The sequence below is a fragment of the Arthrobacter sp. 05T444 genome (assembly GCF_056395905.1).
Map to the genome: position 1 here is coordinate 75297 of NZ_JBFTKK010000005.1, position 13318 is coordinate 88614.

Annotated in this window: 13 protein-coding genes; 9 read left to right on the top strand and 4 right to left on the bottom strand. The window is 62.9% G+C overall.

What is annotated here, in order from left to right; translation table 11 throughout:
- The first annotated feature begins 188 nt into the window (after nucleotides 1–188).
- Nucleotides 189–1148, top strand: a complete 960-nt coding sequence (locus AC1DD3_RS06795) for a hypothetical protein (RefSeq protein ID WP_476881261.1) — start codon at nucleotides 189–191, stop codon at nucleotides 1146–1148.
- Nucleotides 1149–1235: 87 nt separating this feature from the next.
- Nucleotides 1236–2789 (top strand): tyrosine-protein kinase domain-containing protein, encoded by a 1554-nt coding sequence (locus tag AC1DD3_RS06800; RefSeq protein WP_476881262.1) that lies wholly within the window; start codon nucleotides 1236–1238, stop codon nucleotides 2787–2789.
- 70 nt (nucleotides 2790–2859) lie between these two features.
- Here AC1DD3_RS06800 and lepB read toward each other — a convergent pair whose 3' ends face one another.
- Complete coding sequence (lepB, locus tag AC1DD3_RS06805) at nucleotides 2860–3522, bottom strand: signal peptidase I (protein WP_476881348.1); 663 nt, start codon at nucleotides 3520–3522, stop codon at nucleotides 2860–2862.
- A gap of 190 nt (nucleotides 3523–3712) precedes the next feature.
- On the opposite strand from lepB, the gene paaA reads away from it, so the two are divergent.
- From paaA to AC1DD3_RS06835, 6 genes are all read left to right on the top strand, one after another.
- Complete coding sequence (paaA, locus tag AC1DD3_RS06810) at nucleotides 3713–4732, top strand: 1,2-phenylacetyl-CoA epoxidase subunit PaaA (protein ID WP_476881263.1); 1020 nt, start codon at nucleotides 3713–3715, stop codon at nucleotides 4730–4732.
- Entirely contained in the window at nucleotides 4729–5247 is a 519-nt protein-coding gene (paaB, locus tag AC1DD3_RS06815) for a 1,2-phenylacetyl-CoA epoxidase subunit PaaB (RefSeq protein ID WP_476881264.1), read from the top strand. Before paaA ends, paaB begins: the two co-directional genes overlap by 4 nt.
- Before the next feature lie 11 nt (nucleotides 5248–5258).
- Nucleotides 5259–6194: a 1,2-phenylacetyl-CoA epoxidase subunit PaaC gene (paaC, locus tag AC1DD3_RS06820; RefSeq protein WP_476881265.1), complete on the top strand. Its 936-nt coding sequence runs from the start codon at nucleotides 5259–5261 to the stop codon at nucleotides 6192–6194.
- A gap of 5 nt (nucleotides 6195–6199) precedes the next feature.
- Complete coding sequence (gene paaD, locus AC1DD3_RS06825; RefSeq protein ID WP_476881349.1) at nucleotides 6200–6742, top strand: 1,2-phenylacetyl-CoA epoxidase subunit PaaD; 543 nt, start codon at nucleotides 6200–6202, stop codon at nucleotides 6740–6742.
- A gap of 10 nt (nucleotides 6743–6752) precedes the next feature.
- Nucleotides 6753–7991: a 1,2-phenylacetyl-CoA epoxidase subunit PaaE gene (gene paaE, locus AC1DD3_RS06830; RefSeq protein ID WP_476881266.1), complete on the top strand. Its 1239-nt coding sequence runs from the start codon at nucleotides 6753–6755 to the stop codon at nucleotides 7989–7991.
- Between the two features lie 149 nt (nucleotides 7992–8140).
- Nucleotides 8141–8920 (top strand): enoyl-CoA hydratase/isomerase family protein, encoded by a 780-nt coding sequence (locus tag AC1DD3_RS06835; RefSeq protein WP_476881350.1) that lies wholly within the window; start codon nucleotides 8141–8143, stop codon nucleotides 8918–8920.
- A gap of 88 nt (nucleotides 8921–9008) precedes the next feature.
- Here the strand turns inward: AC1DD3_RS06835 and AC1DD3_RS06840 are convergent, their stop codons facing one another.
- The gene (locus tag AC1DD3_RS06840; RefSeq protein WP_476881267.1) at nucleotides 9009–9467 is read right to left on the bottom strand and encodes a VanZ family protein; all 459 of its coding nucleotides are present in this window, start codon (nucleotides 9465–9467) and stop codon (nucleotides 9009–9011) included.
- A gap of 87 nt (nucleotides 9468–9554) precedes the next feature.
- Here AC1DD3_RS06840 and galU point away from each other — a divergent pair, with 87 nt between their 5' ends.
- The gene (galU, locus tag AC1DD3_RS06845) at nucleotides 9555–10448 is read left to right on the top strand and encodes a UTP--glucose-1-phosphate uridylyltransferase GalU (protein WP_476881268.1); all 894 of its coding nucleotides are present in this window, start codon (nucleotides 9555–9557) and stop codon (nucleotides 10446–10448) included.
- Between the two features lie 157 nt (nucleotides 10449–10605).
- Here the strand turns inward: galU and AC1DD3_RS06850 are convergent, their stop codons facing one another.
- Nucleotides 10606–11220 carry an LPXTG cell wall anchor domain-containing protein gene (locus AC1DD3_RS06850; protein ID WP_476881269.1) on the bottom strand — a complete coding sequence of 205 codons (615 nt, stop codon included), beginning with the start codon at nucleotides 11218–11220 and terminating at the stop codon, nucleotides 10606–10608.
- 153 nt (nucleotides 11221–11373) lie between these two features.
- Complete coding sequence (locus AC1DD3_RS06855) at nucleotides 11374–13275, bottom strand: DUF4012 domain-containing protein (RefSeq protein ID WP_476881270.1); 1902 nt, start codon at nucleotides 13273–13275, stop codon at nucleotides 11374–11376.
- Between the last annotated feature and the right edge of the window lie 43 nt (nucleotides 13276–13318).

The following is a 13318-nucleotide window of genomic DNA, read 5'->3' on the forward strand; positions in this document are numbered from 1 at the left end:
TGACAGTTCGAGTCCTGGAAACGGAATTTACTGTGCAGTGGGGTCCCAGAATTAGTGCGTCCCAAAGCGAAGCTATGCGGACTGCCTGGAGTCGCTGCGCCGTTCAGTCAGCGTCGCGCGTCGGAATGGAACAACACTGTCCGCCGCACGGGGAGGCTTACACAGCTTCTCTCTACTTCAATTCAAAAATGCCTGACGGCGGCACCAAGCACCTCCGTTCAGTCACCTTTGAAGGACTAGCGGAAACGATCACTTCCGAGATTACGCTCGCCGCCATTCTGGAACGGGCAGGTGAAATGATAATGATGCATGCCTGCGCAGTGGCTGACCCCGAAACTGGGGCTGTTGTCGCGCTGGTGGCGAAGTCAGGCACAGGGAAGACCACCGCCTCCTCGGTGCTGGGGCGTGAGCTTGCCTACATAACTGATGAAACTGTTGCTATCCGCCTGGATGGGACGATACTCCCGTATCCAAAACCGCTCTCGCTCAAGCAGCCGGAAGGGGGAGCGAAACTTCAGGTTGGTCCGGATGAGCTGCAATTGTTGCCAGCGCCCCGCCAGTCGTTTATCTCTGCAATCGTGCTTCTCAACCGAGTCACTGGAGGGGGGCGCCTGGAACCTCTCCTTGAACCGGTTGGCCTGGCCGACGCGGTCTTGGCCCTTGTTCCCGACACATCTTCACAGTCCGCCATGGACGAGCCGTTGCAGTCCCTGTGCCGAGTCATTGACCGTGCGGGCGGTGTCTGGAAGGTGACATACTCGGAAGCAAAGGACTTGGCCGCGGCGCTGTGGCCGTTGCTGAGGAGCGGCAGCGGCCATCCTGCAGCTACGCCAGCCGAATGGTCGGTGCCAGCGAGCCAGGGCAGCGCCGGTCCCGTACCGAGCGGTTGGCTGCGTCGGGTCAGTCCGGTCGACGCCATCGAAGTGGACGGAGACCTGCTGGTGCTCATGGCCTCTGAAATCACACGACTGAGCGGGATCGCGCCGGTCATGTGGCATGCTTCCGCGTGCCCTGTTTCCAAGGAAGACCTCATTCTGCGAATTGGGGAACACCACGGCCTGCCGGACGGCTATGAGGCGGTTGTGGACGCCGCTGTGGCGGAACTCATCGGCAGGGGAATCCTCGAGGAGGGCACAGTTTTGAAATAGGACTACATGCGTACCTCGATGGCGTAAAATGGGTTCTCGTGTGCACCGCTGGGGTCGCACGGGGGAAGGGACCAAGGCGTGAATAGTGTGGACGCGGCCGAAACTGCGCCGATTCCGGCAGGGCTTACGCTCGGAGATTACCTCCGCATCGCCCGTGTGCACTGGAAAGGCATTCTGGCTTTCACCCTGGCCCTGACAATTGCGGCTTTTGCTTGGGCTATGCTGCAGCCGAAAATGTATGCGTCCCAGTCGAGCGGCATCGTGGTCGCCGGCGGTTCGGACAACCTGAGTCTGTCCCTTATGAGTGATAGCTTGGCCAAATCGAAGGCCGCGAACTATCAATCCGTGGCCACGTCGAGGCTGGTGGCGGAACGGGTCGTTCAGACTTTGGGCATCAACTCATCGCCGGAAGCGCTTCTTGGTTCGATCACGGCGAAAGTGAATCCGGGCACGGCCGAACTCATAGTGACTGCCCAGGCGGTTGATCCAGCCACTGCTCAGCATGTGGCTGATACCTGGGTTCGGGCGCTTGCTGACCAGGTTAAAGAGATCGAAAGCATCACAGCGGCTGAAAATGCAACCAAGGATGTCACTCCTGTGGTCCGCGTCGTTCCACTGGGACAAGCCGTCCTACCCACGGCGCCCGTGTCACCCAACGTGAAGCTCATTCTTGGGATCGGCGCCTTGGGCGGCCTGATTATGGGACTTGCGTATGCGCTCCTCCGTAATCATCTGGACCGTCGTCTGCGTGATCCGGACGCAATTGAGCGTCGGTTCGGCGTGCCGGTGATCGGCACGCTTCCAGTGGACTCTCGTCTGGAGGGCAAAAGTACCGTCCTCGAGGATGGCATCACGGGTTCAAGCCGAGCAGGCAAGGGTTCGCACGCAATAACTGAGGCGCTCCGCGAACTGCGGACCAATCTTCAATTCATCGACGTCGACAACCCGCCCCGAATTATCGTCGTCACCAGTTCAGTGCCCTCTGAGGGAAAATCGACGGTCACGGCCAACCTGGCCGTCGCCATGGCTGCCGCCGGAGACAACATCGTTGTGGTCGACGGAGACTTGCGCCGGCCGACGGTCGTCGATGTTTTCGGGCTCATTCCCGGTGTTGGCGTTACGGACGTGTTGACCGGGAATGCAGACCTGGGCGATGTCCTGCAGCAGTGGGGGCCCATGGAAAACCTTCATGTCCTAGGCTCCGGCCGGATTCCTCCGAACCCCAGCGAACTTCTGGGATCACGTGCGATGAAGAGCCTATTGACTACGCTTTCGCAGGATGCCATCGTACTGATCGATGCGCCCCCGCTGTTGCCGGTGACCGACGCCGCGGTGCTCACTCGCGTATCCGACGGAGCCATTGTGGTTATCCGAGCAGGGAAAACCACCGAAGACGAACTGGGCAAATCGCTCGGCAACCTTGAACGTGCAAAGGGTCATGTCCTGGGAACGATCCTGAACTGTGTTCCGACGTCCGGTTCAGGCTTGTACGGCTACTACTCCTCGTATGCGTCCTCGGAGAATGCACCGACACAAGTTAGCGCATATGCAGACTACGACTTTGGCAAGTTGGACATTCCGTCAGCGAATGACGACGACCTTCAGTCCAACGCACGCGCCCGCAGTCGCCGTTCTCGGTAGCTCAGAACTATCCCCCGGAGCCAGCGGCCCCGGGGGATTTTTTGTTCCGCAGCGGTCTCATTGGATGTATTCAGCCGAGCCCACCCAATCGGTCTAGAGGCCACAGCCTCCCGATGACAGTACCAATCACTGCCTCGGTGCTAACTGTTTTGACGCACTCAGCGTCAACCCTCCGAGCCTGGCTCCGACACGCGGCGACCGAATCGGACGATTGCGACCGGTGGTCGCCCAACACGAACAACTCATCCTCGGGAACAGTGAATTCGGGGAAGCATCGGGCGGAGCGCGGCGAGGAATCGCAATTGACTCGACCTGCTACGAACGGGACGTCTTCGAACACATAAGGCTCGTCGATGGGCTTGCCGTCAACGAGGAGTCTGCCGTCAGCGCCGCAGCAGCTTATTTTCTGTCCTCCGACGGCTATAATCCGCTTCACCAGGTACTCCTCATTGGAGGGGCCGATTCCCGTCAGATCGCCAAATACTCGGGCGGCGGCAGCCACCCCGGCGCTGCGGGACGCAGCTTCCTCCGCCCGCCACGACTCAGGTCGCGCAAACACGACCACGTCTCCTGGGGTTGGCCGACCGCTGAGCTGGGACAGCCGATTTACTAAGATCCTGTCGCCGCCAGCTTGTGAGCCTTGAAGGGTACGTTCCATGGAGCCGGAAGGCACACGGTAAACCTTGACGAGAAACGATTGTGTCAGTGAGACCACCAGGAGCCCAGCGGTCATGTTGATAAGTACGGAGGCCCAAAGGGGGGGGCTTTTTCCTCTGCGCTCGGTCACAATCTCAAGCTACCATCGGCATCCGCAGCCGCAGCGGTTGTCGCACCATGCTTGACGCCCTCCAAACCTTCCGCATATCCTGAACGAACGGTCGGTAATTATTTCCGAGGACGCACGTGAATGCATAGGAGCAACCATGGCAGCGCAGAATCTGCAGTCAGTGCCTGAGGCACTGTCCCCAGAGGACCAGGAGCGGGCACAGCAGCTCGAGGCGGAAGGGCAGGCGTACTTCGACCACGTCATGGCCCAGGACTCCCGGATCGAGCCGAAGGACTGGATGCCTGCCGCCTACCGCAAGACCCTCCTGCGCCAGATCTCGCAGCACGCGCACTCGGAGATCATCGGCATGCAGCCGGAGGCCAACTGGATCTCCCGCGCGCCGAGCCTGAAGCGCAAGGCCATCCTCATGGCCAAGGTCCAGGACGAGGCCGGCCACGGGCTGTACCTTTACTCCGCCGCCGAGACCCTCGGCCAGCCGCGCGACAAGATGATGGACGACCTCATCGCTGGCAAGGCCCGCTACTCCTCAATCTTCAACTACCCGGCCCTGACCTGGGCAGACATGGGCGCGATCGGCTGGCTGGTTGATGGCGCCGCCATTTGCAACCAGGTGCCGCTCTGCCGCGCCTCCTACGGGCCCTACGGCCGGGCCATGGTCCGCATCTGCAAGGAAGAGTCCTTCCACCAGCGCCAGGGCTTCGAGATCCTGCTGGAACTCTCCAACGGCACCCCCGCGCAGAAGCAGATGGCCCAGGACGCCGTGAACCGCTGGTACGCCCCGGCCCTGATGATGTTCGGCCCGCCGGATGACGATTCGCCCAACTCCAAGCAGTCCATGGCCTGGAACATCAAGCGCTTCAGCAACGACGAGCTGCGCAGCCGCTTCGTCGGCATGATGGTGGAGCAGGTGCGGGTCCTGGGCCTCACCCTCCCGGACAGCGAAGTCCGCTTCAACGAGGAAACCAGGAAGTGGGAGCACGGCCCGCTGGACTGGGAAGAGTTCAAGGAAGTTCTGGCCGGCCGCGGCCCCTGCAACGCGCAGCGGCTTGAGCGCCGCCGCGAAGCGCACGACGACGGCGCTTGGGTCCGCGAAGCAGCCGCAGCTTACGCGGCGAAACAGGCCCGCAAGCACGCAGAAAAGGAATACGCAGCATGAGCCCCCACGGCAACCCGGAAGTACCGGCAAGCTCCGCCGGAGCAGTAGAAAGCTCGGCTGCCAAGGTCCCGGCAGGTCCGGCTGCCCCGGTGATTGAGCCTTCAGCTTCCCCGGTGATTGAGCCTGTCGAAATCCCGGCTTCGACAAGCTCGGTTTCGACATGCTCAACCAGCGGTGCACCGACACGCTCAACCAGCGCGGTTTCGACAACCTCGGTTTCGACAAGCTCAACCGGCAACGTCTGGCCGCTCTGGGAGGTCTTTGTCCGGTCCAGCCGCGGGCTCAGCCACGTCCATGCCGGCAGCCTGCACGCGCCCGATGCCGCCATGGCCCTGCGCAACGCCCGCGACCTCTACACCCGCCGCAACGAGGGCGTGTCCATCTGGGTGGTCCCGGCCGACGCCATCGCCGCCAGCGACCCGGACGCGAAGGGTTCGTTCTTCGAGTCCCCGCAGGGCAAGGACTATCGGCACGCCACGTATTACACCAAGAGTGAAGGAGTGAAGCACCTGTGAATTCTGAAAGCGTGACCACTCCCGAAACGCACAGCGAAACGCACACCGAAACGCACACCGCAGAGTCCACCGGCCACGGCGACATCTCGGTCGGCGTCGCAGGCAGCGGCGACTCGTCCGCCAGCGCCACCCGCATCACGCCGGGCAACGCGCTCCGCCCGGAGGACATCGCGCTCGAGGTCCGCACCGGCCTGGTGAAGCCCTCCGAGGACGCGGCCGAATATGCACTCCGCCTCGGCGACGACGCCCTCATCGTCGCCCAGCGCCTGGGCCACTGGATCTCCCGCGCCCCCGAACTGGAGGAGGACGTGGCCCTCGGCAACATCGCCCTGGACCAGCTGGGCCACGCCCGCTCCTTCCTCAGCTACGCCGGCGGCCTGAACGAGAAGAGCGAGGACGATCTCGCCTACTTCCGCCGCGAACACGAGTACCGTTCCGCCCACCTGTTTGAGCAGCCCAACGGCGACTTCGCGGTCACCATCGCCCGCCAGTTCGTGGTGAGCTACTACCAGTTCGAGCTGTACAGCCGGCTGACGCAGTCCACGGACGCCACGCTCGCCGCCATCGCCGCCAAGGCCGTGAAGGAAGTGGACTACCACCGCGACCACAGCGCCCAGTGGATCCTCCGCCTGGCCCTCGGCACCGAGGAGTCCCGGGCCAGGATCATCCACGGTCTGAAGCTGGTCTGGCCGTACGTGGGCGAGCTCTTCGTGGATGACGAGCTGACCCACCGCCTGGCTGAAGCCGGCACCGCCGTCGAGCCTTCCAGCCTGAAGGCGGACTTTGACCGTCTCACCGACGAGATCCTCGCCGAGGCGGAGCTGGAGGTCCCGCAGGTGCCGTTCGCGCCGGGCGGCGGCCGCCGCGGCAAGCACTCCGAACACCTCGGCTACATCCTCGCGGAGATGCAGGTGCTGGCCCGGGAGCATCCCGGAGCGAGCTGGTGACTGCCGTGTACATTCAGGAACCGGGCACCCGCATCGCGGAGGTCAGCGCCGAGGAGAAGGCGTGGGCCGTCGCCGCCACGGTGTGCGACCCGGAAATCCCTGTCCTCAGCATCGAGGACCTCGGCATCCTGCGCAGCGTCCGGCTGTTCGACGACGGCGGGCTGGTGCCCGCTGTCCAGGTCACCATCACGCCCACCTACTCGGGCTGCCCCGCGATGGACGCCATCCGCGACGACCTCAAGGCCGCCTTCCGCAAGGAGGGCTACCCCAGCGTCCACGTGGAACTGGTGCTCGCCCCGGCGTGGACCACGGACTGGATGACGGACGCCGGCAAGGCCAAGCTGCAGGAGTACGGCATCGCCCCGCCCAGCGGCAGCGCCGCCGCCGGGGGACACTCCGGCCCCGTAAGGCTGAGCCTGGCCGTGAAATGCCCGCAGTGCTCGTCGCTGAACACCAAGGAACTCACCCGCTTCGGTTCCACCTCCTGCAAGGCGCTGTACGTCTGTCAGGACTGCAAGGAACCGTTCGACTACTTCAAAGTCCTGTAAGGAATCTCCCATGCCTGTTGTCCGCCAGACCGCCGCCGAATCGGCGCAGGCCACCGGCCGCCGTCGTCCGTCCTTCCACACCCTCACCGTCGCGGAGGTGCGCCGGCTCACCGAGGACGCCATCGAGGTGACCTTCGCGGTGCCGGCCGGACTGGCCGGCCAGTTCGACTACCTGCCGGGCCAGTACGTGGCCCTGCGCACCACGCTGCCGGATGAGAACGGCGAGCCGAAGGAAATCCGGCGCAGCTACTCCATCTGCGCCGAGCCGCGGAGCTTCGCGGACGGCACCAGCGAGATCCGGGTGGCCGTCAAGAAGGACCTGGGCGGGCTGTTCTCCACGTGGGCCAACGCCGAGCTGAAGGCCGGGGACACCCTGGACGTGATGAGCCCCATGGGCGCGTTTGTCTCCAAGCACGGCCGGGACGGCCAGGCCGTGGACCAGAACGTCATGAACTCCATGAACCGCCCCCAGCAGATGGCAAGCGAGCTGGCGGGGGAACCGGGCAGCTTCGTGGCGATTGCCGCGGGCTCGGGCATCACCCCGGTGATCGCGATCGCCCGCACGCTGCTGGCCGCGAACCCGGAGACCCGCTTCGACCTGATCTACGCCAACAAGGCGGCCATGGACGTGATGTTCCTGGAGGAGCTCGCGGACCTGAAGGACAGGTACCCGTCGCGCCTGGCGCTGCACCACGTGCTGTCCCGCGAGCAGCGGATCGCGCCGCTGCTGAGCGGCAGGATCGACGCCGAGAAGCTCCGGGCGCTGCTGGGCACCGCCATCCACGCGGACGATGTGGACGAATGGTTCCTGTGCGGGCCGTTCGAGCTGGTGCAGCTGTGCCGGGACACCCTGGCCGAGCGCGGCGTGAAGCCCGAGCATGTCCGCTTCGAGCTGTTCACCTCCGGCAAGCCGGACCGGCCCGAGGGCAACGCCGGCCGTCCCGTCATCGAGGACGAGTCCAAGGAGACGTACAAGATCACGTTCAAGCTGGACGGCCTGCAGGGCGACGTGGCCAGCCCCACCCATGCCCGCGAGTCCATCCTCAACGCGGCGCTGCGCGTCCGCCCGGACGTGCCGTTCGCGTGCGCCGGGGGAGTGTGCGGCACGTGCCGCGCCAAGGTGGTCACCGGCACCGTGACCATGGACGAGAACTACGCCCTGGAGCAGGATGAACTGGACAAGGGCTACGTGCTGACCTGCCAGTCCCACCCGACGAGCAAGGAAGTCACCGTCGACTTCGACGTGTAGTCACCGCCGGTCGAGTCTGTCGAGACCAAAGGACCCGCCGGTCGAGCTTGTCGAGACCATGACCCGCTGGTTGAGCTTGTCGAAACCGAGCCCGCCGAGACCAAGACCCGCTGGTTGAGCTTGTCGAAACCAATCAGAATCGAGAAATGATGATCTCCCTCTCCATCGCCGACGGCATCGCCGAAGTGGTCCTCAACGCACCGTACAAGCTGAATTCCCTTGACGAGCAGGCCCTCCGGGATTTAACACGGGCGTACGATGACGCCGCTGCCGCCGCCTCGCGCGGTGAGGTGCGGGCGCTGCTGCTCAGGGGTGAGGGGCGCGCCTTCTGCGCGGGCCGTGACATTGCCGGCGTAACGCCGGAGAGCGACGACGCCGAGGCGTACCTGGGCGGACTGGTGCAGCCGCTGCTGCAGAAGATGAGCTCGTTCCCGGCTCCGACGTTCGCGGCCGCCCAGGGGGCGTGCCTGGGCGTGGGGCTGGGGCTGCTGCTGGCGACGGACGTGGTGTACGTGGCGGAGAACGCGAAGTTCGGCTCGCCGTTTGCCAAGCTGGGGGCCACGCTGGATTCGGGCGGGCACTGGTACTTCACCGAGCGGCTGGGCATGCACCGCACGCTGGACCTGATTTACACGGCGGAGCTCATGACCGGCGCCGAGGCGGTGGCCAAGGGAATGTTCAGCCGGGCAATGCCGGCTGATGAGTTGTTGGAATCCACGCGCGCGATCGTGGCCAAGGTGGCTACCGGGGCGACGGGCGCGTTCAAGGCGAGCAAGGAGCTGGTGGCGCACATCCGCGACCAGCGTCTGGGGCTGTGGGCCTCGATGCAGGAGGAGAATTCGGAGCAGGCGAGGCTATGCAAGAGCGTCGACTATGCCGAGGGCTTTAGGGCCTTTCAGGAGAAGCGCGAGCCTAAGTTCGCTGGTTGAGCTTGTCGAAACCAGCCCGTCGAAACCAACCTGTCGAAACCAACCTGTCGAAACCTACCGCTGATTGAGCCTGTCGAAATCAAGAACCCTACCGCTGGTTGAACTTGTCGAAACCGGTCTGCCGCAGCCACTCCTCTAGCACACCCAAAACCCAAAGTCCCAACATCGCGCCCGCCGTATTGGCAACGATATCCATCGCGCTCGGGAACCTGTCGTGCAGGAATAGCTGCTGCCCCAACTCGATGCAACAGGACGCCGCGAATCCGGCCAGGACAATGCGGCCGCGGTGGATAGTCGGAAATGCCAATGCGGCGAGGACTCCGATCGGCGCGAACATGAGGATGTTGGACGAGAATTCCACGAAGTTGTAGTTGATCAACTCCGGTAGCCCGGCCGTGTGAAGGGCAAACAGTACCATCTGCAGGCTGCCCGCGACCGGCCGGTCAACAGGGGTTGGCCAGAACGCCACGACAGCGAGTCCGGCCAGGTACAGGGCCAGCAGCGCTCGTGCCGGAAGCACCGCTCCCGCCTGACTCCATTTGCCCATGCATACGAACTTACGCGAGCCTCGAATCGGGCCGAAATCTGCGCCCCAAAATTTCGCATTGTCCAAGTCAATTTGTAGGGTTCAGTCATGACAACGTTGGGGAAATCAGTCCGTAAAGCCGTTATTCCGGCAGCAGGTTTGGGCACGCGCTTCCTGCCGGCTACCAAGGCGATGCCGAAGGAAATGCTGCCGGTCGTAGATGCGCCGGCCATTCAGTACGTCGTTGAGGAAGCTGTCGCAGCTGGCCTGACGGACGTCCTGATGATCACCGGCCGCAGCAAGCGTGCGCTGGAGGATCATTTCGACAGCGCGCCGGACCTGGAGCGCACACTCGAGCTCAAGGGCGATCAGCCCCGTTTGGACGCCGTCCGGCACGCCTCGGGCCTAGGTCCCATCCACTATGTGCGGCAGGGCGAGCCCAAGGGCTTGGGGCACGCCGTTCTGTGCGGCCGTCAGCACGTCGGAGACGAGCCGTTCGCAGTCCTGCTGGGTGATGACCTGATCGACGAGCGGGATGAGCTTCTCACGACGATGATGGAGGTCCAGGCGAAGACGGGCGGTTCGGTGATCGCGTTGATCGAGGTGGAGCCCTCCCAGATCAGTGCTTACGGCTGCGCTGACATCTCGGCAATTGATGGCGAAGACTACGTCCGCGTCAACAGCCTGGTGGAAAAGCCATCCGTAGAAGAGGCGCCGTCCAACTTAGCCGTGATCGGCCGCTACGTCCTGCACCCGGCTGTGTTTGACGTTCTGGAAGAGACGGAACCCGGCCGTGGCGGGGAGGTCCAGCTGACTGATGCACTTCAGACGCTTGCGGCTGGGGCTGGGGACGGCAGTGGTGTTTACGGCGTTGTCTTCCGCGGCCGGCGGTACGACACTGGCGATAAGTTGAGCTACCTGAAAGCCGTGATTACTTTGGCCTCTGAACGAGCGGAGTTCGGCGAGGATCTGAAGTCCTGGATGAAGGAATTCAACGGCTAATAGGACGTAAACCGATCTGAAAATGCCCGACGCGAGGCTCGCGTCGGGCATTTTTGCATGTTGGTCCATACGCCAATGGAATGAAAAGCGAGAGGCGGTTGGGTCTCCGGAATTCCGGAGACCCAACCGCCTTTTGCGGAGCCTTGTGGCTTAGTGCTTAGGCAGAAGCCTCAGCGTTTGCGCGGCGGCGAACTACAACTACCGAAGCGGCGCCAGCTACGAGTGCGCCGCCACCGACCAGCGACCACAGGATGAGGCTGGAGTCAGCGCCGGTATTGGCCAGACCGGCACCAGTGTTTGCGAGACCAGAGCCGTTGCCCGCAGTGTTGACGACGCCCCTGTCCGCTCCTGCGACCACGGTCACGCTCTGCGTCACCTTGTGGCCGGAAGTATTGCCAACTGCGGTCAGGGTGTACGTCCCCGGCTTGCCCAAGCGGAGCTGGAACGCGAAGGACCCATCCGCTGCTGCAGTGGTGGTGAACGTCTGCGGAGCTGCCAGGACATTGATCTTGGACGGAACGGACATGCTGGCACCGCCCGAGAAACCGCCACCCAGTGCCTGCGGAGTGCTGGTCAAAGTTACGGTGATGGTGATGGTTTCGCCGGCCAGAAACCCGGTTCCGGAGAACGTGAATACTTCACCCGGGGCGACGGTGCCGTCGGACACCGTTCCGGTTCCGGTTCCGGGTGCCGGGTAGGTTGCCAATGCCGGTGCGGCACCGGTAAGTGCGATGGTTCCTGCAAGCGCAAGCGCAGCAACAGACTTCTTCATTTGTCCCCCTGAGACCTTTTACACGGATGTCACATAATTGTGGAGATTCCCCATCCCCATGTGACCGTGGGGTGAATCTCGTTGTCCTGCCCAAAGTAGATTAGCACCCAGTTGGCCCTGCTTCCAAAGTCAATCAAGACACTTTACATACTGTTAATCTGGCCGCTTTGCGGTGACGCTGCAGCCGCTTGCACTGGTGGGAAGGATCGTGCTGGCGGTGGGCTGCACACCCGGAGTGACAAAAACTCTGGGCTCCTCGGCAACCTGTCTAACTTTGCTGAATGCAACTTCCAGTGTCGTACTCTGTCCCGGCGCCACTCTTATGGTGACCCCGCCGACAGGCCGGTCCTGGTGGTGTTGGGAATTGAAGGAGACCTTTTTGCCATCCCGAACTACTGCTTCGACATCTGACTGTGCAGGGCCATATACGTTGACGTTCGTTTGAACCGTGCCAGCCGGGACGCCGAACACTCCTCCACCTGTTACGTATGCCGGGAGGGATGTCCCGGCATCTGGGGGCGCGGTGTTCGAGCTCGTGACTCGTACCTTAGTCTGCGGCTGTCCCGCGGCCGTGCACTCCTCCACAAGCTGCACCGTTCGCTTTATGTAATAGTCCATTTTGGCGCCGGTTCCGTCGTTGAAGTACACCCCAAATTCGGGACCCAAGGTGCGGGACCCCGAGATCGCCCCCCCCAACGGATACCTGCTGATTGCCTCTTGTTCCTTCGCATCCGCCGACCAGACCTGCATCCGGCCTTCGTCCGAGCCGCGGCTGATCCCCGCTACGAGCTTCTTCGTGTCGGCGGACCCAGTCGACAGTGCCCGGAAGATCTCGCTCGCCACCCCGCCAAAATACAGATCCTGTACCGCCGGCAGTGGGATCTGGGCATAGACGTCCGAAAGAAGAGTCGTCACAACGTTCTTGCTGTTGAGCTGGGCTGGCAATCTTCCGGTGGGCAAGTTCTCAAGCGTGGGATCGGCCAACGCTATAGGACCGGTGGCGTCCAGAATGTAGGACAGAGCCACAGGATCTACTGAGACCACGCCGTCCAGCCGTTCGCCCGTTTTCTTCTCCCACATCATTTGGGCTGTCTTGGCTGCAGTAGGGAAATCAGGCGTCAGATTGACGTCCTGCATGAATGTCCCCATGCGGTTGGAGTAGATCAGCTCCTGATTCGGGTCAACTGCGACCGGAGGCGAGAATTTGCCGAGGGCTCCGGCACTTGTCTGGGAGCCGAGCGTCAGCCTGCCTTTGTCAACGGTAAGTTTGGCCAGTGCGCCGGGGATACCGCCTGTCGAACGTGCTTCGGCGTTGTTCTGAATCATCAAAAGGTAGTCTCGGCTGCCATTGCCTCCCAGCATGTCAGGGGCGAGACCTACGAAATCTGCCGCTGCGCTTAGGCCACGGCTCACGGTGGAAAGTTCATCCCTGGCACGAATCAGGGGATCCGACACCTGAGGGAGGAGGCCGGCGGCGTCGATTCGGTCCAGCCGCTCTGCTGCGTCTCGGACAGAGGCAGCGGCCCGTGCCACGGCGGGCTGTACTTTGGTCAGCGGAGCCAGATCCACGCCTTTGCGGTTCGGCAACAGCGACTCCCAATCGAGCGACTGATAAATGCCAACCAGCGGACGGGCACCAAGCTGCGCCATCTCGTCTGCTGAAACAGCAACGTCGTTGACGGCTCGGAAATTACCGCCGATCCACGGCAGCGCGCCGGCCGTCGCCCACAGTGGATCTGCGGTCGCTTCCTTGGCGCCGGAAGTATGGACTGCAAGTTTGTCAATTATTTGCGCGGCTGCTTTTGGATCATCGTTCTGGATTGCCGTCTTTAGCTGAGGAATTAATTTTGTGGCGCCGTTGAGCTCGTCGCGAACTGAAACCGCCCTCATGCCGATCCAAGCTGTGGCTGCCACAGCTATCGCTGCCAAGACGGCCACGGTAAGGCTGGCCAGGAGAAACGGGCGACGCCGAATGCTCCGTCGACGCTTGCCCTGCGCCGGGCTGTGATTTTCCTCGTGTTCGCCGGAGCCTCCGGTGTTGGTGCCGTGAGTCATTGTCTGCTGTTGTCCTTCCGCGACGCAACAAAGTTTGTCGTTG

What these genes read in the sequence shown, in the direction of transcription:
- AC1DD3_RS06795 (WP_476881261.1), top strand. Translation starts at nt 189, where the DNA reads ATGCCTGACGGCGGCACCAAGCACCTCCGTTCAGTCACCTTTGAAGGA.
- lepB (WP_476881348.1), bottom strand. Translation starts at nt 3,522, where the DNA reads ATGACCGCTGGGCTCCTGGTGGTCTCACTGACACAATCGTTTCTCGTC.
- paaA (WP_476881263.1), top strand. Translation starts at nt 3,713, where the DNA reads ATGGCAGCGCAGAATCTGCAGTCAGTGCCTGAGGCACTGTCCCCAGAG.
- paaB (WP_476881264.1), top strand. Translation starts at nt 4,729, where the DNA reads ATGAGCCCCCACGGCAACCCGGAAGTACCGGCAAGCTCCGCCGGAGCA.
- paaE (WP_476881266.1), top strand. Translation starts at nt 6,753, where the DNA reads ATGCCTGTTGTCCGCCAGACCGCCGCCGAATCGGCGCAGGCCACCGGC.
- AC1DD3_RS06835 (WP_476881350.1), top strand. Translation starts at nt 8,141, where the DNA reads ATGATCTCCCTCTCCATCGCCGACGGCATCGCCGAAGTGGTCCTCAAC.
- AC1DD3_RS06840 (WP_476881267.1), bottom strand. Translation starts at nt 9,467, where the DNA reads ATGGGCAAATGGAGTCAGGCGGGAGCGGTGCTTCCGGCACGAGCGCTG.
- galU (WP_476881268.1), top strand. Translation starts at nt 9,555, where the DNA reads ATGACAACGTTGGGGAAATCAGTCCGTAAAGCCGTTATTCCGGCAGCA.
- AC1DD3_RS06850 (WP_476881269.1), bottom strand. Translation starts at nt 11,220, where the DNA reads ATGAAGAAGTCTGTTGCTGCGCTTGCGCTTGCAGGAACCATCGCACTT.
- AC1DD3_RS06855 (WP_476881270.1), bottom strand. Translation starts at nt 13,275, where the DNA reads ATGACTCACGGCACCAACACCGGAGGCTCCGGCGAACACGAGGAAAAT.